The sequence below is a fragment of the Streptomyces sp. NPDC048278 genome (assembly GCF_040652195.1).
Lineage (GTDB): Bacteria > Actinomycetota > Actinomycetes > Streptomycetales > Streptomycetaceae > Streptomyces.
The window spans coordinates 53,935-73,177 of the sequence record NZ_JBEZLP010000028.1; the positions used below are offsets into that span (position 1 = coordinate 53,935).

19 protein-coding genes are annotated in these 19,243 nt (G+C 71.3%); 13 read left to right on the plus strand and 6 right to left on the minus strand.

Annotated features, from left to right (window positions below):
* Nucleotides 1–337 precede the first annotated feature (337 nt).
* From AB0D74_RS36275 to AB0D74_RS36295, 5 genes are all read left to right on the plus strand, one after another.
* Nucleotides 338–1,258 (plus strand): fumarylacetoacetate hydrolase family protein, encoded by a 921-nt coding sequence (locus tag AB0D74_RS36275; RefSeq protein ID WP_362596405.1) that lies wholly within the window; start codon nucleotides 338–340, stop codon nucleotides 1,256–1,258.
* On the plus strand, nucleotides 1,255–2,208 hold the full coding sequence (locus tag AB0D74_RS36280) for an acetaldehyde dehydrogenase (acetylating) (RefSeq protein WP_362596407.1): 954 nt from the start codon (nucleotides 1,255–1,257) through the stop codon (nucleotides 2,206–2,208). Before AB0D74_RS36275 ends, AB0D74_RS36280 begins: the two co-directional genes overlap by 4 nt.
* Nucleotides 2,205–3,215, plus strand: coding sequence for a 4-hydroxy-2-oxovalerate aldolase (gene dmpG / locus AB0D74_RS36285; RefSeq protein ID WP_362596409.1), 1,011 nt, complete (start codon nucleotides 2,205–2,207; stop codon nucleotides 3,213–3,215). The genes AB0D74_RS36280 and dmpG overlap by 4 nt, the downstream gene beginning before the upstream one ends.
* A gap of 257 nt (nucleotides 3,216–3,472) precedes the next feature.
* Nucleotides 3,473–4,231, plus strand: coding sequence for an IclR family transcriptional regulator (locus tag AB0D74_RS36290; protein ID WP_362596593.1), 759 nt, complete (start codon nucleotides 3,473–3,475; stop codon nucleotides 4,229–4,231).
* A gap of 50 nt (nucleotides 4,232–4,281) precedes the next feature.
* Nucleotides 4,282–4,599 (plus strand): hypothetical protein, encoded by a 318-nt coding sequence (locus AB0D74_RS36295; RefSeq protein ID WP_362596411.1) that lies wholly within the window; start codon nucleotides 4,282–4,284, stop codon nucleotides 4,597–4,599.
* 43 nt (nucleotides 4,600–4,642) lie between these two features.
* Here the strand turns inward: AB0D74_RS36295 and AB0D74_RS36300 are convergent, their stop codons facing one another.
* The 3 genes from AB0D74_RS36300 to AB0D74_RS36310 form a co-directional block, all read right to left on the minus strand.
* The gene (locus AB0D74_RS36300) at nucleotides 4,643–4,846 is read right to left on the minus strand and encodes a cold-shock protein (protein WP_362596413.1); all 204 of its coding nucleotides are present in this window, start codon (nucleotides 4,844–4,846) and stop codon (nucleotides 4,643–4,645) included.
* Nucleotides 4,847–5,008: 162 nt separating this feature from the next.
* The gene (locus tag AB0D74_RS36305; RefSeq protein ID WP_362596415.1) at nucleotides 5,009–5,779 is read right to left on the minus strand and encodes a 3-oxoacyl-ACP reductase family protein; all 771 of its coding nucleotides are present in this window, start codon (nucleotides 5,777–5,779) and stop codon (nucleotides 5,009–5,011) included.
* 3 nt (nucleotides 5,780–5,782) lie between these two features.
* Entirely contained in the window at nucleotides 5,783–7,312 is a 1,530-nt protein-coding gene (locus AB0D74_RS36310; RefSeq protein WP_362596417.1) for a long-chain fatty acid--CoA ligase, read from the minus strand.
* Between the two features lie 227 nt (nucleotides 7,313–7,539).
* Here AB0D74_RS36310 and AB0D74_RS36315 point away from each other — a divergent pair, with 227 nt between their 5' ends.
* The 3 genes from AB0D74_RS36315 to AB0D74_RS36325 all read left to right on the plus strand — a co-directional run bounded on the left by AB0D74_RS36315 (nucleotide 7,540) and on the right by AB0D74_RS36325 (nucleotide 10,654).
* On the plus strand, nucleotides 7,540–8,331 hold the full coding sequence (locus AB0D74_RS36315; protein WP_362596419.1) for an enoyl-CoA hydratase-related protein: 792 nt from the start codon (nucleotides 7,540–7,542) through the stop codon (nucleotides 8,329–8,331).
* Between the two features lie 107 nt (nucleotides 8,332–8,438).
* The gene (locus AB0D74_RS36320) at nucleotides 8,439–9,494 is read left to right on the plus strand and encodes a 2,3-butanediol dehydrogenase (RefSeq protein ID WP_362596421.1); all 1,056 of its coding nucleotides are present in this window, start codon (nucleotides 8,439–8,441) and stop codon (nucleotides 9,492–9,494) included.
* Complete coding sequence (locus tag AB0D74_RS36325; protein WP_362596423.1) at nucleotides 9,491–10,654, plus strand: acyl-CoA dehydrogenase family protein; 1,164 nt, start codon at nucleotides 9,491–9,493, stop codon at nucleotides 10,652–10,654. Before AB0D74_RS36320 ends, AB0D74_RS36325 begins: the two co-directional genes overlap by 4 nt.
* A gap of 46 nt (nucleotides 10,655–10,700) precedes the next feature.
* Here AB0D74_RS36325 and AB0D74_RS36330 read toward each other — a convergent pair whose 3' ends face one another.
* On the minus strand, nucleotides 10,701–11,408 hold the full coding sequence (locus AB0D74_RS36330; RefSeq protein ID WP_362596425.1) for a TetR/AcrR family transcriptional regulator: 708 nt from the start codon (nucleotides 11,406–11,408) through the stop codon (nucleotides 10,701–10,703).
* 190 nt (nucleotides 11,409–11,598) lie between these two features.
* Between AB0D74_RS36330 and AB0D74_RS36335 the strand changes: the two genes are divergently transcribed.
* Nucleotides 11,599–13,584 carry a pyruvate dehydrogenase complex E1 component subunit beta gene (locus tag AB0D74_RS36335; protein WP_362596427.1) on the plus strand — a complete coding sequence of 662 codons (1,986 nt, stop codon included), beginning with the start codon at nucleotides 11,599–11,601 and terminating at the stop codon, nucleotides 13,582–13,584.
* A gap of 157 nt (nucleotides 13,585–13,741) precedes the next feature.
* Here AB0D74_RS36335 and AB0D74_RS36340 read toward each other — a convergent pair whose 3' ends face one another.
* Nucleotides 13,742–14,788, minus strand: a complete 1,047-nt coding sequence (locus AB0D74_RS36340; RefSeq protein WP_362596429.1) for a cyclase family protein — start codon at nucleotides 14,786–14,788, stop codon at nucleotides 13,742–13,744.
* A 166-nt stretch (nucleotides 14,789–14,954) separates the two neighbouring features.
* Between AB0D74_RS36340 and AB0D74_RS36345 the strand changes: the two genes are divergently transcribed.
* Entirely contained in the window at nucleotides 14,955–15,353 is a 399-nt protein-coding gene (locus tag AB0D74_RS36345) for a nuclear transport factor 2 family protein (protein WP_362596431.1), read from the plus strand.
* A gap of 64 nt (nucleotides 15,354–15,417) precedes the next feature.
* The gene (locus AB0D74_RS36350) at nucleotides 15,418–15,810 is read left to right on the plus strand and encodes a nuclear transport factor 2 family protein (protein ID WP_362596433.1); all 393 of its coding nucleotides are present in this window, start codon (nucleotides 15,418–15,420) and stop codon (nucleotides 15,808–15,810) included.
* 71 nt (nucleotides 15,811–15,881) lie between these two features.
* Here AB0D74_RS36350 and AB0D74_RS36355 read toward each other — a convergent pair whose 3' ends face one another.
* Nucleotides 15,882–17,537, minus strand: coding sequence for an NAD(P)/FAD-dependent oxidoreductase (locus tag AB0D74_RS36355; RefSeq protein ID WP_362596435.1), 1,656 nt, complete (start codon nucleotides 17,535–17,537; stop codon nucleotides 15,882–15,884).
* Nucleotides 17,538–17,813: 276 nt separating this feature from the next.
* Here AB0D74_RS36355 and AB0D74_RS36360 point away from each other — a divergent pair, with 276 nt between their 5' ends.
* Complete coding sequence (locus AB0D74_RS36360; RefSeq protein WP_362596437.1) at nucleotides 17,814–18,230, plus strand: carboxymuconolactone decarboxylase family protein; 417 nt, start codon at nucleotides 17,814–17,816, stop codon at nucleotides 18,228–18,230.
* 64 nt (nucleotides 18,231–18,294) lie between these two features.
* Nucleotides 18,295–19,035, plus strand: coding sequence for an SDR family NAD(P)-dependent oxidoreductase (locus tag AB0D74_RS36365; protein ID WP_362596439.1), 741 nt, complete (start codon nucleotides 18,295–18,297; stop codon nucleotides 19,033–19,035).
* Nucleotides 19,036–19,243: the final 208 nt, after the last annotated feature.

Here is a 19,243-nt window from a genome sequence, read left to right on the forward strand (position 1 = left end):
GACGGGTGGGGACCGTGCTCGTGGCGGGGGACCGTGGGGCGGGGCCGGAACGAGGGCGCCCTCGTACGGCCATGGAGGCGCGACGGGCCCGCGGCGCCCGGCCGCCCGGACGCTCCACGGCCCTGCGGACGACGGTAATGAGACAGCGTGAGGTCACTCCCGCGCCATCTCGCTCACCGAGACCCCGCCCGCCGTCCGCCTGCCGTTCGCCCGTCGGCTCCCGCGCGGTGCGTGCCGGCTCCCGCCCTCCGTCCCGGAGTCCCGGTGAGCGGAAATCGCCCGGCGCTCCCGTGGCGCGGCGGCCCAGGCTGGAGGCCGGAACGAGTCGAGGACGGCGATGACAGACGTGTGGGAACCGACGGCGGTCGCGGACCGTGAGACAGCCGTGGCCGAGGCGGCCGAGCGCCTCGCCCGGGCGGCGCGCGACCGCAGACCCTGTGCACCGGTCCGGGATCTGCTCGGTCCGGACGACATCGGCCTCGCGTACGCCGTCCAGCGGCGCGTCGTCGGCGCCCGGATCGCGGCCGGGGCCCGGGTCGTCGGCCGCAAGATCGGGCTGACCTCCCCGTCGGTGCAGCGCCAGGTGGGCGTCGACCGGCCCGACTTCGGCGTCCTGCTGGACGACATGGACGTCACCGCGCTGCCGGCCGTCCCCAGCGGCCGGCTGCTCCAGCCGAGGGCCGAGGCGGAGATCGCGTTCGTGCTCGCCGCCGACCTGGACACCGACGACCTGGACCTGGCGGTGGTCCGCTCGGCGGTCGGGTACGCCGTGGCCGCGCTGGAGATCGTGGACAGCCGGGTGGCGGGCTGGGACATCGCGATCACGGACACGGTCGCCGACAACGCCTCCAGCGGACTCTTCGTGCTCGGGCAACGGGCCGTCGGCCTGGACGAGTTCGAGCCGCGGGACGTGACCATGCGGCTGCACGCCGACGGGAAGCTCGCCTCCGAGGGCGACGGCACCGCCTGCCTGGGCGATCCGCTCGCCGCGCTGCTGTGGCTGGCGCGCACCGCCCGGGAGTTCGGCGATCCGCTGCGCGCCGGGCAGGTCGTGCTCTCCGGTGCCCTCGGCCCGCTCGTCCCCACCCCGCCGGGCACGACCGTACGGGCCGAGATGTCCGGCCTGGGCTCGGTGACCGCGGCCTTCACGCCCCAGGAGCCCTCCGAGACCCCGGAAGCCTCCGCAGCCGCCGACGCCCCGGAAGTCCGCGAAGCCCCTGAAGCCCTCGAAGCCCCCGAAGCCAAGGAACACGGATGACGAAGACCAAGGTGGCCGTAATCGGCTCCGGCAACATCGGGACCGATCTGATGATCAAGGTGCTGCGCCTCTCCGACACCCTGGAGATGGCCGCGCTGGTGGGCATCGACCCGGAGTCGGACGGCCTGGCGCGCGCCGCCCGGCTGAAGGTGCCCGTCACGCACGAGGGAGTGGACGGCCTGATCCGCATGGCCGGGTTCGACGACATCGGCATCGTCTTCGACGCCACCTCCGCCAGGGCCCACGTCGAGAACGCCAAGAAGCTGGCCCCGTACGGCAAACGCCTGATCGACCTCACCCCGGCCGCCCTCGGCCCGTACGTCGTCCCGCCGGTCAACCTGGACGAGCACCTCGCCAACGAGGTCGAGAACCTCAACCTCGTCACCTGCGGCGGCCAGGCGACCATCCCGATCGTCCACGCGGTCAGCCGCGTCACCCCCGTGCCCTACGCCGAGATCGTCGCCTCGATCGCCTCCAGGTCGGCCGGGCCCGGCACCCGGGCCAACATCGACGAGTTCACCGAGACCACGGCCGGCGCCATCGAGAAGGTGGGCGGTGCCCGCCGGGGCAAGGCGATCATCGTCCTCAACCCGGCCGATCCGCCGCTGATCATGCGGGACACCGTGTACTGCCTGACCGGCGACGCCGACCACGACGCGATCCGCGCCTCCGTCGAGGAGATGGTCGCGGCGGTGGCCGAGTACGTGCCCGGCTACCGCCTCAAGCAGGAGGTCCAGTTCACGCCGGTCACGGCCGACGACCCGGTGCACACCCTCCTGCCCGAGGGCACCGACGGGCGGCCGACCACCAAGGTCACCGTCTTCCTGGAGGTCGAGGGCGCCGCGCACTACCTGCCCGCCTACGCCGGCAACCTCGACATCATGACCTCGGCCGCCCTGCGCGTCGCCGAACGCATCGCCCGCCGCACGACTTCCGAGGTGACCGAGTGACCCGCAGGCTCTACGTCCAGGACGTCACCCTCCGGGACGGCATGCACGCCGTCCGGCACCGCATCACCCCCGAGTTCGTGTCGAAGATCTCCGCCGCCCTCGACCGGGCCGGCGTGGACGCCATCGAGGTCGCCCACGGCGACGGACTGGCCGGCGGCAGCCTCAACTACGGTCCCGGCAGCAACACGGACTGGGAGTGGATCGAGGCGGCGGCCGACGCCGTCGAGAACGCCGTCCTGACCTCCCTCCTGCTGCCCGGCATCGGCACCGTCGCCGAACTCAAGCGCGCCTACGCCCTGGGAGTCCGCTCGGTGCGCATCGCCACCCACTGCACGGAGGCGGACGTCGCGGCCCAGCACATCGCCACCGCACGGGAGTTGGGCATGGACGTCGCGGGCTTCCTGATGATGGCCCACATGGCGCCCCCGCACGTCCTCGCCGAGCAGGCCCGGCTGATGGAGTCCTACGGCGCGCACTGCGTCTACGTCACCGACTCCGGCGGCCGGCTCACCATGGACGGCGTCCGCGACCGGATCCGCGCCTACCGGGACGTGCTCGACCCGCAGACGCAGATCGGCATCCACGCCCACGAGAACCTCTCCCTCTCGGTCGCCAACTCCGTGGTGGCGGTGGAGGAGGGCGTCACCCGGGTCGACGCGTCCCTGGCCGGACAGGGTGCCGGCGCCGGCAACTGCCCGATCGAGCCGTTCGTCGCCGTCGCCAACCTGTACGGCTGGAAGCACGGCTGCGACCTGCACGCCCTCCAGGACGCCGCCGAGGACCTGGTACGACCGCTGCAGGACCGTCCGGTGCGCGTCGACCGGGAGACCCTCACCCTCGGCTACGCCGGTGCCTACTCCAGCTTCCTGCGGCACGCCGAGGCCGCCGCCGAACGGTACGGCCTCGACGCCCGCACCATCCTGGAGGAGGTCGGCAGGCGCGGGCTGGTCGGCGGCCAGGAGGACATGATCGTGGACATCGCGCTGGACCTCACCCGGCACGGCTGACGTCCGACGGCACACGACCGCTCTCCGGGAACGCCTTCCCGGAGAGCGGTACGTTTTTCCCCGGGCAGTAAAATAGACCAATCGCTCCAATGAATCGGTGCACGACTCTTTCTCCGTGGCCGAGGGCATTGATAACTTGACGTCGGCGCCGAACTAGAATTGATTTCAGTTTGAGCAGAGAGGCACCGACGATGACGTCTGCCCTTCGCCTGAGCTCGCGTTCCGCCGAGGCCGACGGTCCCGCGCTGCCTCCGTCGATGATGGAGCGGGTCACGCTGATCATGGACCTCTTCGAACGTCCCCAGACCCATCTGACGCTCGAAGCGGTCTCCCGCCGGACCCAGCTGCCCCGGTCGACCACGCACCGGATCCTCGACCAGCTGGTCCGGCTGGACTGGCTGCGTCACACGGTGGCCGGCTACACCCTCGGGACGCGCGCGCTCGGCCTGGGAGGCCGCGAGATCGGCCACAGCGCGCTGCGTGCCGCCGCCGCGCCGCACCTGCTGGACCTGGCGGTCAGGACCAGGATGGTCGTCCACCTGGCCGTGCTCGACGGACCGGAGATCTACTACCTGGACAAGGTGGGGGGCCGGGCGGCGGTGGACATCCCCTCGAAGGTCGGCGGCCGGGCGGTCGCGCACTGCACCGGACTCGGCAAGGCCATGCTCGCCTGGCTGACCCCGGAGGAGATCGACGCGCGCTGCGCGCCGGTCATGGAGCGCCGCACCGCGCACAGCATCGGCCGCCTCGACCAGCTGCACCGCGAACTCGGCCTGGTACGGCGCCGCAACGGACTGGCGATCGACCGGGGCGAGTGCTTCCCCGACCTCGGGTGCGTCGGCCTCGCGCTGCGCGGCCCCGAGGGTCCGGTCGGGGCGATATCGGTGGTCGGGGACGGCCGCTCCCCGCTGGAACTCGTGGCCCCGCTGGTGGTCGACGCGGTCCGGGCGGTGTCCGACGAACTCTTCGAGACGGCACACGGGGCGGAAGCCGGGGTTGACCTCAAGTCCGGTTGAGTTTCTACGCTGGGCCGTGCCGATGCCGACCCGCCGGAGAGGAAACGACCATGAGGACGCTGGTACTCGGAAGGACGCCCGCCAGGGTGACGGCGGTGCTCGCCACACTGCACGCGGACGGCTTCGACGCGGAGGGGGTGAGCACCGACGAGGAGGCCCTGAAGCTCCTGGCGACCGAGGAGTTCGGCGTGCTGATCATCGGCGGCGGTGTGGGACCCGGCTCCCGCGCGGCGATCAAGGAGTTCGCTGCGGAACACCGGGTACGACACGTGATCGACGGCGCGCTCTCCGAGCCGTTCGACGTCTACGTGCGCCGGGAGTTCGAGCCGCGGATCCGCAGGGCCGCCGCCGGGACGGACGTCCTCTGACCACCGGGATCACCGGCGCCCGGCGGACCTGCGGAGTCACGGACTAGAGCGACCTGACCTGCTGTGCCTGCGGGCCCTTGGTGCCCTGCCCGATCTCGAACTCGACGCGCTGCCCCTCGTCCAGGCTCCGGTAGCCGTTGCCCTGGACCTCCGAGTAGTGCACGAACACGTCAGGGCCGCCGCCGTCCTGCTCGATGAACCCGAACCCCTTTTCCGCGTTGAACCACTTGACGCTGCCCTGAGCCATGCCTGTTTCCCTTGTCTCATCGCCACGACCCGAATCGTCGCGGACCGCGACGATTCATCCCCTCGTGCCGGGACGGGAAACCTCTGTGGGCCAGAACCACCCGGATGGCGGGAACCCCCGACGGCCGGAGCGTGTGTGCCGGCCGTCGGCCGGGCGGCCGGTTCACCAGGCCGTCCAGCCCCCGTCCACGGTGAGGGTGGTGCCGGTGACGAAGCGGGCGGCGTCCGAGGCGAGGAACACCGCGGCGCCGCCCAGTTCCGTGGCCTCGCCGACCCGGCCCAGCGGGGTCCCGCGGACGATCCGCTCGCCCCAGCGGCTGTCCAGCAGCCCGGAGCTGAGGTCGGTGTGGAAGTAGCCGGGGGCCAGGGTGTTGACCCGTACCCCGCGATCGGCCCACTCCACGGCCAGCGCCCGGGTCAGGGCCTCGACCCCGCCCTTGCTCGCGGCGTAGGCGGCGATGCGCTCGAAGCCGGTGGTGGCGTGCACGGACGAGACGTTGACGATCGATCCGGAGCGCTGCTCCAGCATCACCTTGCCGGCCTCGCGGCAGCAGTAGAAGGTGCCGGCCAGGTTCACGTCGACGACCTGCCGCCAGTCCTGGTCGGTGACCCGCTCGCTGCGGGTGAAGTGCGGGCTGATCCCGGCGCAGTTGACCAGCACGTCAAGCCGGCCCGTCCGTTCGGTGATGCGCTCGACCGTCTCGCGCACGGCGGCGGAGTCGGCGACCGATCCGGGCAGCGCCAGCACCTTGCCGCCGTGGCCGGTGAGTTCGGACTCCAGGGTGTCGAGATCGGAGGCGGTGCGCGCGGTCACGGCGACGGTGGCGCCGGCCTGGGAGAGGGCGACGGCGATGGCCCGGCCCAGCCCCTTCCCGGCGCCCGTGACCCACGCGGTCCTGCCGTCCAGGCGCAGTTCGGTGGTGACGTCGGCCATGGCTCAGCCCTCCGCGGGGACGTCGCGCAGGGTCCGCTTGAGGACCTTGCCCGAGGGGGTACGGGGCAGTTCGGCGACGAAGTCGAAGCGGGCCGGGACCTTGAACCTGGCCAGCCGGGCCCGGCAGAACTCCCGGAGCTCCTCGGCCCCTGCCTTCGCGTCCGGCCGCAGCACCACGAACGCGCGCGGGACCTCGCCCCAGCGGGGATGCGTCAGGCCGACCACGGCCGCCTCCAGGACCGCCGGGTGCTCGTACAGCACCCGTTCCACCTCGGGCGTGGCGATGTTCTCGCCGCCGGAGACGATCATGTCCTTCTTGCGGTCGTCGATGTAGAGGAAGCCGTCCTCGTCGAGGTGGCCGATGTCCCCGGTGTGGAACCAGCCGTTGCGCAGGGCGGCGGCGGTGGCCTGCTCGTCCCGCCAGTAACCGGCGAACACCTTCGGGCCGCGCAGGGTGATCTCGCCGAGTTCGCCGGCCGGCGCCTCCCTGCCCTCGTCGTCGACGATCCTGACCCGGGTGTGCGGCACCGGGCGGCCCACCGAGCCCAGTTTCGACAGGGCGTGCTCGCGGTCGAGGAAGGTGTCGCCGGAGACCGTCTCGGTCAGCCCGTAGGCGTCGGCGTACCAGGCGTTGGGGAACGCGGTCATGATCCGGCGCAGCACCGGCTCGGGGGTCTTCTCGCCGCCGCCCAGGACGAAGCGGACCGAGGCGGTGTCGTAGCCGTCGCGGCCGGGGACCTCCAGGACGGCGTTGACCATGGCGGGCGCCAGCCACAGGTTGGTGACGCGGTGCCTCGGGATCGCCTCCAGGACCCCCACCGGGTCGAACCTGCGCTGGAGCACCACGGCGCCGCCCGCGTAGAGGGTCGCGAGGCCGGGCATGTCGAGACCGCCCACGTGGTAGAGCGGGCCGCACACCAGGGTGGTGTCGGCCGCGGTGAGCCCGAAGTGCACGATGTGCGCGAGGTTCTTGGCCTGGAGGTTCCCGTAGGTGATGCGCACGCCCTTGGGCCGTGAGGTGGTGCCGGAGGTGTACATCAGGCGTTGCAGGTCCTCGGTGCCGACGTCCACCGGATCCACCAAGGCGCCCCGGTGGCCGTCGAGCAGCGCCTCGTACCCCTGCCACGACCCCTCGGGCGTGCCGCCGACCAGGATCCGGTGCTCCAGGTCCGTCAGACAGCCGGCACTGCGCTCCATCGCCGGCACGAACTCCGGCTCGGCGATGACGGCCCTGGCCTGGGCGTGGCCCAGGATGTACTGCCACTCCTCCTCGGAGAGCCGGTAGTTGAGCGGCAGGAACACGGCGCCGATCCGGCTCGCCGCGTAGACCAGTTCCAGGAACTCCGGCCGGTTGTAGAGGAGCAGGGCGACGACGTCGCCGCGCCCGATCCCCAGTTCGGTCAGCCCGGCGGCCAACTGGTTGACCCGCTCATGCAGCTGACGAACCGTCAGTGCCTGATCCTCCTGTGCGACCGCCACGGCGTCGGGCCGCTGGGTCAGGTGGTAGTCGAGGATGCTCGCGAAATTGTGCACGGCTCACTCTCACTGTGTGGTGTTCGACGACGACCTCGGCCGCCCCGGCTCAAGGGCAACCCGGATCCCGACCGGTCGGTTGCCCGCACCGAAGATTTAGTGTACCCCTTGGTCTATAAAACTTGTTTCCGCACTTTACGACGGCATGAAGGCCTCGACAAGCGCTCTCGCGCCTGCCGCCGCCGAAGCCGCCGGAATGTGCCGGAGAAGCCGACGAGGAGGTGCCCGTGCCACGCATCCGCTTCGACCTCGACGGGCCGGTCGTCACGGTCCGCCTGGACAACCCGCCGATGAACGCCTTCGACTCCGCCCAGCGGGCGGAGCTCTCCGCCTGCGTCCGCGAACTCGCCGACACCCCCGGTGTGCGGGCCGTGGTGCTCTACGGCGGAGAACGGCTGTTCGCGGCCGGCGCGGACGTGAAGGCACTGGCCGCGATGGGCCCCGAGGAGGTGCGGGGCTGGAACCGCGCCCTGCAGCGGACCTTCGACGAGGTCGCACGCCTGCCGATGCCGGTCGTCGCCGCCCTCACCGGCTACGCCCTGGGCGGCGGCCTGGAGCTGGCCCTCGCCGCCGACTACCGGGTGGCGGCCGACGACGCGCTCCTCGGCCAGCCCGAGGTCCAGCTCGGCATCATGCCGGGCTCCGGCGGCACCCAGCGCCTCACCCGCCTCGTCGGCCCGTCCCGCGCGAAGAACCTGCTGATGACCGGCCGCCGGGTGGGCGCCGACGAGGCCCTGCGCCTCGGCCTCGTCGACGAGGTCGTCCCGCCCGCACGCGTCCTCGACACCGCCCTCGCCTACGCCCGCCGCCTCGCCGAGGGCCCGGCCGCGGCCCTGGAAGCGATCAAGGAAGCGGTCGACCACGGCGCCGACACAGGCCTGACCACCGGCCTCGCCCTCGAACGCGCCTTGTTCACCGGCGTCTTCGGCACCACGGACGCCGACACCGGCATCCAGTCCTTCCTGGAACACGGCCCGGGGCGGGCCCGCTTCGGAGAAACGGCACAGGAGCGCCCCTGAAGGGGCGCGGGGCTGAATCGAATTGCGGCTCCGCCGCGGGGCGCGACCAGCCCCCCACGGCGCCGCAGCCGAACCACAACGCACGACGACACGAAAGGGGCGCCCCCATGAAGGCACTGCGCTGGCACGGCGCACAGGACCTCCGCCTCGAAGAGGTCCCCGACCCTCCCGAGCCCGCCCCGCACGAGGCGGTCGTGGAGGTCTCCTGGTGCGGGGTCTGCGGCACCGACCTGCACGAGTTCCTCGAGGGCCCGCACATGATCCGCACCGGCCCGCACCCGCTCACCGGCGCCGAGCCGCCCCTCGCCCTCGGCCACGAACTGAGCGGCACCGTCGTCGCCCTCGGCACCGCCGTCCCCGGCATCGCGGTCGGCGACCGTGTCACCGCCGACCCGGTCTGGCGCTGCGGCGTCTGCTTCTGGTGCGCGCGCGGCGAGTACCACATCTGCCCCAGCAGCGGCTCCGTCGGCCTGGCCTCGCCCGGCGGTTTCGCCGACCGCGTCACCGTGCCGATCGCCGGCCTGACCCGGCTGCCCGACAACGTCACCGACGAGATGGCGGCGGTCGCCGAACCGCTGGCCGTCGGCCTGCACGCGGTGACCCGCGCCGGGATACGGCCCGGCGACAACGTCCTGGTCGTCGGCGGCGGACCCATCGGCGTCGCCGTCGTCCTCGCGGCCCGGATCGCCGGCGCGGCCGGCCTCTACGTGAGCGAGCCCCTCAAGGAGCGCCGGGAGATGCTGCTCGGCCTCGGCGTCACCGAGGCCTTCGACCCGGCGGAGACCGACGTGCGCCGCGAGGTGTTCCTGCGCACCGGCCGGATCGGCCCGGACGCCGTCATCGACGCGACCGGCATACCCCGGCTCGCCGCCCAGGCCGTCGCCACCGTACGGCGCGGCGGCCGGGTCGTGCTCGCCGGAGTCGGCCACGGCAGCGTCGAGTTCGACATGGGGCAGCTCGTCTTCTACGAGCGTTCCGTGCTCGGCACGCTCGGCTACAACTTCGACATTCCCCGCGTGATCGACCTGATGAGCACCGGGCGCCTGGACGCCTCGGCGCTGGTCACCGGACGTTTCCCGCTCTCCGCGGGAGCCGGGGTCTTCGCGGACCTGGCCGCCGACCGGGCCCGCCACCTCAAGGTTCTGCTGACCCCGAAGGGATGACCGACATGGATTTCGACCTGCCCGAGGAGACTCTCGCCCTCAAGGAGATGGTCCGTGAGTTCGCGGCGAAAGAGATCACCCCGCACGCGGCCCAGTGGTCGGAGAACGAGGAGTTCCCGACCCAGGTCTTCACCAAGCTCGGTGAACTCGGCCTGATGGGCATGCTGGTGCCCGAGGAGTACGGCGGTGCCGGCTCCGACATGGTCACCTATGTGGCGGTGATGGAGGAACTCGGCGCCGCCGACCAGTCGGTGGCCTCCTCCTGGAACGCCCACTCGACCATCGCCACGCTGCCGCTGCTCGCCTACGGCACCGAGGAGCAGAAGCACCGCTGGCTGGCCCCGCTGGCGGCCGGCGAGGCCATCGGCGCCTTCGGCCTGACCGAGCCGGAGGCCGGCTCCGACGCGGCCGGCATCGCCACCACCGCCCGCCGGGCGGACGGAGGCTGGGTGATCAACGGCACCAAGATGTTCATCACCAACGCCGGGACCGACATCAGCCAGGGCGTCACCATCCTCGCCGTGACCGGCCGCGGCGACGAGGGCCGCAAGCGGTACGCGACGTTCTACGTCCCGACCGGCACCCCCGGCTACACCGTCGGCCACAAGCTGAAGAAGCTCGGCTGGCACGCCATGGACACCCGGGAACTGGTCTTCGACGGGTGCTTCGTGCCCGACGACCACCTGATCGGCGAGGAGGGCGGCGGCCTGCGCCAGTTCCTCTCCGTCCTCGACAAGGGCCGGATCAGCGTCGCCGCGCTCGGCCTGTCCCTGGCGAAGGCGGCGCTCGGCCTCGCGGTCAAGCACGCCACCGAGCGGCACCAGTTCGGCCGTCCGCTGTCGGACTTCCAGGCCGTCGGGCACAAGATCGCCGACATGGGCACCGAGGTGGAGGCCGCACGCTGCCTGGTCTACCGGGCCGCCTGGCTCGCCGACCAGGGGCGCCCGCACAGCACCGCGTCCGCCATGGCCAAGCTCTACGCCTCCGAGGTCGCCAACCGGGCCGCGTCGCAGGCCGTCCAGATCCACGGCGGGTACGGCTATGTCCGGGAGTCGGAGATCTCCCGCTTCTACGCCGACGCCAAGATCCTGGAGATCGGCGAGGGCACCAACGAGATCCAGCGCAATGTCATCGCCAGGGCGCTGGTCGCCGAGGCGTGAGCGGGTTCCCGCGGTGTGCGTAGGTACACCGCGGGACCGTCGTCCGTCAGCCGGCGGCGGGCACCTGCTCCCACTCGGCCTCCGGGTCGAGCGGAAGGCCGGGCCGCTCGCGCTTGAACGCCTCGGCCTGCTCCTCGACCCGCGGCAGGGCGTGGTCCGGCGCGCCGAACCCGCGGAACAGGGTCGCGCAGTACTCCCGGGACAGGAACGGCGCGTCCCACTGCCCCTCCGGCCGCACCCATTGGTAGGTGTGGTTGTGCAGGTTCAGGAACTGCAGGGTGGCCAGGCGCGGCGAGGTCTTCCGGAAGACGCCCTGTTCCATCGCCTCCGAGAGCAGCCCGGAGATCAGCTCCTCGAAGTCGGAGCGCTGCCCGAGCAGGGTCTTGAGCTCGTCGCCGCTGAGAGAGCGGTAGTCGTGCTCGTAGACCCAGATGTGGTCGAGCCGCCGGAAGATGATCGTCAGCAGCGACTCCGACAGGAGCCTGAGCCGCAGCAGGGGCTCCTCGTCGAGGTCCGCGATCTGGCGGGCGCGGGCGAGCAGCGGCCCCATCACCCGGGACTGGATCTCGACCAGCAGGTTCTCCTTGGAGCCGATGTAGTAGTACAGCGCTCCCTTGGCGAGCCCGACCGCGCGACCCAGGTCGTTGATGGAGGTCGCCGCGTACCCCTGCTGTGCGAACAGCGAGGCCGCGATGTCGATGATCTTCTGGCGTCTGACCTCGAAACCCGGTCCATGGCCCGGCGGACGTGGCATGGATTCCTCTCCCCGCGTGATGTGACGACGTGTCGATTGAAACAGGCTCCCGGGCCCGCGTCGAACAGCCTTCGGCACATCCGGGGGAAGCGGACTCCAGGGTGTCGTTCCAGTTTGCTAGACCAAACGGTACATTAAAACACGGAATACAGACGGCCCGGCCGTCTGTGTGAGCATTGCGAGGACGCGCATGACGCAGGTACCGCAGCACACCGGCTCCGCTCCGGCGGACGACCTCCTGGAAATGTACCGCCGTATGCGGCGCATCCGGCGCTTCGAGGAACGGGCGTCCGAACTGTACAAGGCGACGGAGATACCCGGCTTCCTGCATCTGTCCATCGGGCAGGAGGCCAGCGCCGTCGGCGCCTGCTGGCCGCTCACCGAGCGCGACGGCATCACCTCCACCCACCGCGGCCACGGCCACGTCCTCGCCAAGGGCCTGGACGCCGCCCCGATGATGGCCGAGCTGATGGGCAAGGACGCCGGCACCAACCGGGGCCGCGGCGGCTCGATGCACATCGCCGACCCCGGCCTCGGCATCTACGGCGCCAACGGCATCGTCGCCGCCGGACTGCCGATCGCCGGAGGCGTCGCCACGGCCGCCAAGCTGCGCGGCCGGGGCGACGTGGTGGTGGCGTTCTTCGGCGACGGCGCGGTCGCCCAGGGCATGTTCCACGAGGCCGTCAACCTGGCCGCGGTATGGGACCTGCCGGTCGTCTTCCTCTGCGAGAACAACCACTACTCCGAGTTCTCGCCCGCCGCCGAACAGCACCGCGCCACCCTCGCCGCCCGCGCCGCCGGCTACGGCATCGGCTACGAGCACGTCGACGGCAACGACGTGCTCGCGGTGAAGACGCTCATGACGGACGTGGTGGGGCGCCTGCGCGCGGGCGGCGGACCCGTCCTGGTGGAGGCCGAGACCTACCGCTGGCACGGCCACTACGAGGGCGACCCGGAACGCTACCGCCCGGCCGAGGAGGTCGCGGCGGCCAAGGAGCGCGACCCCCTGGTCATCGCGCGCCGGCACCTGGCGGCGGCCGGGGTGGCGACGGCCCTCGTGGACGCCGTCGACGAGGAGATCGGCAAGGAGATCGAGGCGGCCGTGGAGTGGGCCCGCGGCCTGCCCGAGCCGGCCGCCGAGACGCTGTACGACTTCGTCTCCGCCCCGCGTCCCGCCGTACCGGAGCCCGCCCCCGCCCAGGGGGAGATCTTCCGCACGATGGACGCCGTACGCCTCGCCCTGGAGCACGAACTCACCGCCGACCCGGACGTGTTCGTCGCCGGCATCGACGTCGGCGCGGGCGGCAACGTCTTCGGGCTCACCCGGGGCCTGGCGCAGGCCTTCCCGGGCCGGGTCCGGGACACCCCGATCAGCGAGAGCGCGATCATCGGCGCGGCGGTGGGGGCGGCCATGGCCGGGATGAAGCCGGTCGTCGAGATCATGTACATGGACTTCATCGGCGTCTGCCTGGACATGCTCCTCAACCAGGCCGCCAAGCTGCGCTTCATGACCGGCGGCCGGGCGAGCATGCCCCTGGTCGTGCGCACCCAGTTCGGCGCGGGCCGCTCCTCCGGCAGCCAGCACTCCCAGTCCCTGGAGGCGCTGCTCGCGCACATCCCGGGCCTGACCGTGGTGATGCCGTCCAACCCGGCCGACACCTACGGACTGCTGCGGGCCGCCATCCAGGACCCCAACCCGGTGGTCTTCGTGGAGAACCGCCTCCAGTACGGCCTCAAGGGGCCCCGCCCGCCGGCCGACCACCTCGTCCCGCTGGGCCGGGCCAAGGTCGTCAGGGAGGGCACCGACGTCACCCTGGTCTCCTGGTCGCGGATGGTCCAGGACTCCCTGGCCGCAGCCGAACTGCTCGCCGCCGAGGGCGTGAGCGTCGAGGTGGTCGACCTGCGCACGATCGCCCCGCTGGACCGCGAGACCGTCCTCGCTTCCCTCGCCAAGACCAACCGGCTGGTCATCGCCCACGAGGCGGTACGGGACTTCGGCGTCGGCGCGGAACTGTCGGCCCTCGCCGTCGACGAGGGCTTCTGGCACCTGGACGCGCCCGTCACCCGGGTCGCCCCGCCGCCGATGCCGGCCCCCTACACCCCCGCGCTGGAACGGCTCTGGCTGCCCTCGCGCGACACCATCGCCGACACGCTGCGGCGGATCGCGGCGGTGTGACCCACGGGCCGCCCGACGCATGACGAAGGGGTGCCCCCGGGATCCGGTCCCGGGGGCACCCCTTCGTCATGGTGTGTGCTTCGTGGTGTCCGCCGCCGGCCCGACTTCGTCGGCAGGACAAGGGAGGGGCCGGCGGCGGTCCGGCCGTGACCGTGGATCAGACGGTCGCGACCGGGGTCAGCGGACTGCCCTGGGTGCCGGGCAGGTTCAGCGGGGGAGCGGTGAGCAGGAAGCGGCTGCGGTTGTGCTCGCGCAGCCACGCCGCCAGGTCGTGCAGGTACCACAGCTCGCCGAGCGGGACGCCCAGCTTGAACAGGCACAGGTGGTGGATCGGGAGCAGGGTGTGCCGGCCCTGGGCCTGGGTGACGCCCACGCCCTCGACCGCGTAGTTGTCGGAGATCAGCGCCGACATCTGCGAGTCGGCGATCCACTTGAGGATGTCCGGGTCGTCCGCGTCGAGGTACGCGGCGGTCTGGTGGATCGCCACCGGGTCCGGGTTCTTCTCCCAGGCGAGGATCTGGGTGGCGAAACCGGTGTGCAGCAGGACCATGTCGCCGGGCTCCACGGTCACGTTGTCCGCGGCCATGATCTCCTGGAGCTGCTTGTAGCTGACGGCCTGGTAGCCGGTGCCCAGGTGGTGCGCGATGTCGATGAGGACGCCGCGGCCCTGGACGCCGTGCTCCGCCATCTTCTCCAGGCCGAGGTGACGGGCGAAGCTGACGCTCCCGCTGCCGTCGCCCTTGGCGTCCTCCTGCGGCCCCACCAGGTCGGTGCCGGGGCGGAAGCCGTTGTAGTAGACCGGCTCGGCCTCGCCGTCGCCGTCGGCGTCGAACTCGGCGCCCTGGTGCGCGAGGGAGTCCCACTGGGTCGAGTACTGCAGCCAGAGGGTCACCACGTCGTCGGACCACACGTCGATCAGGGAGGGATCGATCTGGTCGCGCGCGACGACGTTGTAGAAGACGTCCTGGTTGTGCGCGAGGTCCTCGGTGGGCTTCAGGATCGGCGGGTAACGCCGCTGGTTGAGCGAGGTCCCGCCCGGGTAGTCCAGCGGCAGGCTCAGGCTGAAGGTGACCCCGTGCTCCACCTCGCGCACGCCCTGGAGCACCTTCTCCGCGGTGAGCAGGTTGATGCGCCCGAGTTCGTCGTCCTCGCCGAAATCGCCCCACGTCGATCCCGCCGGCCGCTGCTTCCAACGCTTCGTCACGATAAAAACGCCTCCTTAGACGACGGTCCCCGTCGACGGTCGTGGCCGCATGCTATTTCTAATGTACCGAGTGGTCAACTAGTGCGACGGCTTGGAATTTGGGCTTCATATTGCCTGCGTGGATCAATAGACTGACTGGTCGAAACGACTAGCACTTGGAGCTGCAATGAGCGAATCCACACCGGCGTGGGTCGCGGCCGGGGTCCGTGCCGTGATCGGCGCGCACACCCAGGCCCAGGACACCGGCCGCACCGACGACATCGTCGCGCTGTACGCGCCCGACGGGATCCTGGAGCTGCCGGGCATGGACCCGGTGCAGGGGCACGACGCCCTGCGCGAGGCCTTCAAGGGCTGGGCTCCCACGCAGCCGCAGCTGCACCTCGTGGGCAACACCGTCGTCACCGCCTCCGGGCCCGACGAGGCGACCGCGGCCAGCGACGTGGTCTTCCACCTGCGGGGCGAGTCGGGCTGGGCGCCGCAGGTCGTCGGCCACTACGAGGACACCCTGCGGCACGTCGACGGCACCTGGCTGATCCAGCGGCGCGTGACCGTCTTCCAGGCGTAGTCCGCCCCCGTCCGCCCCTCGTCCGCTCCATCCCCTTCCGCGACTGCTGAGAGAAAGAAGACACATGACCATCTCCGCCGAAGAAGCCCTGGCGGGCGTGCAGTCCGTCATCGCGGCCTACGCGCACGCCATCGACGCGGGCGACGCCGGCAGCGTCGCCGACCTGTTCACGGAGGACGGCGTCTCCGAGATCGCCGGCCAGGGCACCTTCGAGGGCCGCGCGGCGATCCGCGAGGCCTACGGCGCCTTCAAGCCGCAGGCCCCGCAGCTGCACCTCGTCGGGAACACCGTCCTCACGTCGCCGCCCGGCGAGGAGGTGACGGCCACCAGCAACCTGGTGTTCTACGCACGCGGCGAGCAGGGCTGGGCCGTCCAGCTCGTCGGGGACTACGAGGACACGGTGGCCCTCGTGGACGGGGCGTGGCAGTTCCGCAAGCGGGTCACGTCCTTCAGGTAACCGGCACGGCCGAGCGCCCGTGCCGCCGATCCCGCCCCGTGACGGGACCGGCGGCACGGGCGCCGCTGTGTTCAGCCCTGCTTCTCCGCCTTGGCGAACGAGAACGCGGGGAGGTCGTTCTCCACGGACTCGTTGATCAGCTCCTGGAGCTTCCACCGGCCGGTCGGGTTGAGCAGCTGCTTGATCGCCTTGCCGGGGATGTTCGCCCCGTAGAAGTAGCTGCTCTTGAGGAAGGAGGACTGGCCCTCGCTGTCGTTGACCAGGTTCGTCCACTCCTCCTCCGCGGCGGCGGTGACCGCGACGACGTCGTGACCGTGGTTGCGGGCGTGCGCGAGCACGTCCATCACGTAGTCGACCTGGTCGCCGGAGTAGCGCGGGTTGTTGCCGAGCGCGCCGTGCGGTCCGCCCGGGAAGAAGAAGTTCGGGAAGCCGGCGGTCGCGACGCCCAGGTACGTCGACGGGCCGTCCGCCCAGTAGTCCTTCAGTGCGAGCCCGTCGCGGCCCTGCACGCCCAGCCGGTTCAGGGCGCCGGTGCCGAAGTCGTAGCCGGTGGCCCAGATGATGATGTCGACCTCGTGCACGCCCTCCGCGGTCTCGATGCCGGTCTCCGTGATCCGGATGATCGGCGTCTCGTTGATGTCGACGAGGTGGACGTTCGGCTTGTTGTACGCCTCGTAGTAGCCGGTGCCGAACGGGGGCCGCCGGCCGCCGTAGCCGTGCCCCTTCGGGATCAGCTTCTCCGCCGTCGCCGGGTCCGTGACGATGGAGCGGATCTTGGCGGCGATGAAGTCGCAGAACTCCTCGTTGACCGTGGGGTTGGTGGTCATGTCGTAGTAGTGCTCGGAGAGCTTGGTGAAGCCGGGACTGTTCCACTTCTGCTCGTAGAACTCCTGCCGCTGCTCCGGGGTGTCCTCCAGGCCCGAGCGCATCGTGATCTGGTGCAGGAAGCCGCTCACCGAGGTGTTCAGCGTGTCGCGGATGGACTCGAAGTTCGCCTTGAGGTCCGACTGCTCCTCGGCCGTGATCGGCCGGTTGTTCAGCGGCGTGAGCCAGTCGGCGACCTTCTGGTACACCGTGACGGAGGCCACCTCGTCGGCGATCGCCGGGACGATCTGGACCCCGCTGGAGCCGGTGCCGATCTGGGCCACCCGCTTGCCGGCGAAGTCCACCGGCTCCTTCGGCCACCGGCCGGTGTGGTGCTGCTCGCCGCGGAAGTCCGCACGGCCGGGGATCTCCGGGATGAACGGCACCGAGAGGATGCCGGTCGCCGCGACCACGAACCGCGCCCGGCGCTCCGTGCCGTCGTCCGTCCGCACCGTCCAGGTGCCCGTCGGCTCGTCCCAGACGGCCGAGGTCACCTTGGTGCCGAAGGAGATGTGGCGGCGCAGGTCGAACCGGTCGACCACGTGGTTGAAGTACCGCTCGATCTCCGGCTGGCCGGCGAAGTGCTCCGACCACTCCCACTCCTCCCACAGCTCCTTGGAGAAGAGGTAGCCGTAGGTGTAGCTCTCGGAGTCGAAGCGGGCCTGGGGGTAGCGGTTCCAGTACCAGGTGCCGCCCACCCCGGTGCCGGCCTCGATCAGCTGCGCCGAGAAGCCGGCCTCGCGGGCCCGGTAGAGCTGGTAGATGCCGGTGACACCGGCGCCGATCACCAGCACGTCGACCACGCCCTGCTCCGGTGCCTGGGCGCCGGTCGCTGCCTCCGGCACCTTCGTCGATTCGCTCATCTGCCCTCCAACGTGACAGGGGCCGCTGCTCCCGCGTGCGCCTTGAATGATGTTTCGACCAGTCGGTCGAATATTCAGGCCGAGCGTAGGGGAGGGGATGGGCCCGATCAATGGTCCGGGGGTGCGGGTTTTGGGCTTCCCTCGGAGATCTCGCCGCACGGCGGGCTCGGTCCGCGGTGCGGACGGCCGGATCGGCGCGATGGATTGATTGTACCGACCGTTTGAATTAACTTTCGCTCAGGCGAACCGCACAATGTCGTGGCAGAGGAGTCGCACATGACGACCGAGGACGTCCCGGAACCCATCACCGCGGGGTCCGGGACCACCGCCGATCTGCGAGCCGACGGCTGGAAGGCCATGCGCGCGGCCCTGCCCGGGGTCTTCCCGGAGGGGGAGGTCGACCTCCGCGACGGCCGTCTCGGGGAGGAGCTGGTCGACATCGGCCTGACCAGCGTCTGGGGTGCGATCTGGGCCCGCGAGGGACTCGCGCCCCGGGACCGCAGCCTGGTCACGCTCGGCCTCCTGATCGCGCTGGGCGCCGAGACCGAGCTGAAGACGCACGTCCGGGTCGCGCTGACCAACGGACTGACCAAGGACGAGATCGCCGAGGTCATCTACCACTCCGCCGGATACGCGGGCTTCCCCCGCGCGGTGGGGGCCCGTACCGCGGCGCGCGAGGCGCTGGGCGAGTGACGGGGGCCGTAAGGCACCACCCGTCCCCGGCACACCGCACGCACCACGCAAACAAGGAGCACGCATGACACTGCAGGGAAAGGTCGCGGTCGTCACCGGCGGCGCCCGCGGAATCGGACGGGCGATCGCGGTCGTCCTCGCCTCGCGCGGCGCGGCGGTCGCCGTCTGGGACCTGAACGCCGAAGGCGCGGAGAAGACCGTGGCCGAGATCCAGGAGGCGGGCGGTACCGCGATCGCCGTGGCCGGCGACGCCGCCGACGCCGCGGCCGTCGCCGCCGCGGCGGCCCGGACCCGCGAGGAACTGGGCGCCGTCACGATCCTCGTCAACAACGCGGGCACCACCGCCTACGTCCCCTTCACCGGCATCAGCGAGGCCGCCTGGGACCGGATGATCGGCATCAACCTCAAGGGGCCGTTCCTGGTCACCAAGGAACTGGTGCCGGACATGCTGGCGGCCGGCTGGGGGCGGATCGTCAACATCTCGTCCTCGTCCGCGCAGACCGGCGCCCCCGCCATGGCCCACTACGCGGCCTCCAAGGGCGGCGTGATCGGCCTCACCCGGGCCCTCGCGATCGAGTACGCCGACAAGGGCATCACCGTCAACCACGTCCCGCCGGGCTTCATCGACACCCCGCTGGTGCGCGAGGGGCCGGTCGACGTCGAGGCGGCTGCGGCGACCATGCCCATGAAGCGGGCCGGGCAGCCCGAGGACATCGCCTACGCGGTGGCCTACCTCGCCTCCGAGGAGGCCGGTTACGTGACCGGCCAGAGCCTCAGCGCCAACGGCGGGCGCTACCTCGTCTGAGCCCCGCAACCGTACGACCGGCACCTTCGCGGTGTTCGTCGGGCCTCGCGGGACGGGTTCCGCCCTTCGTGCGAGGCGCCGGCCGGCGTCCGGGCCGCGTCCATATCCGGACCTTTATGCGGACCGAATTGATTCTTCCGACCGGTCGGTCTATTTTTCAGAGACGGACACCGCACCACAGACCCAAACGGAGCCACGCATGACGATC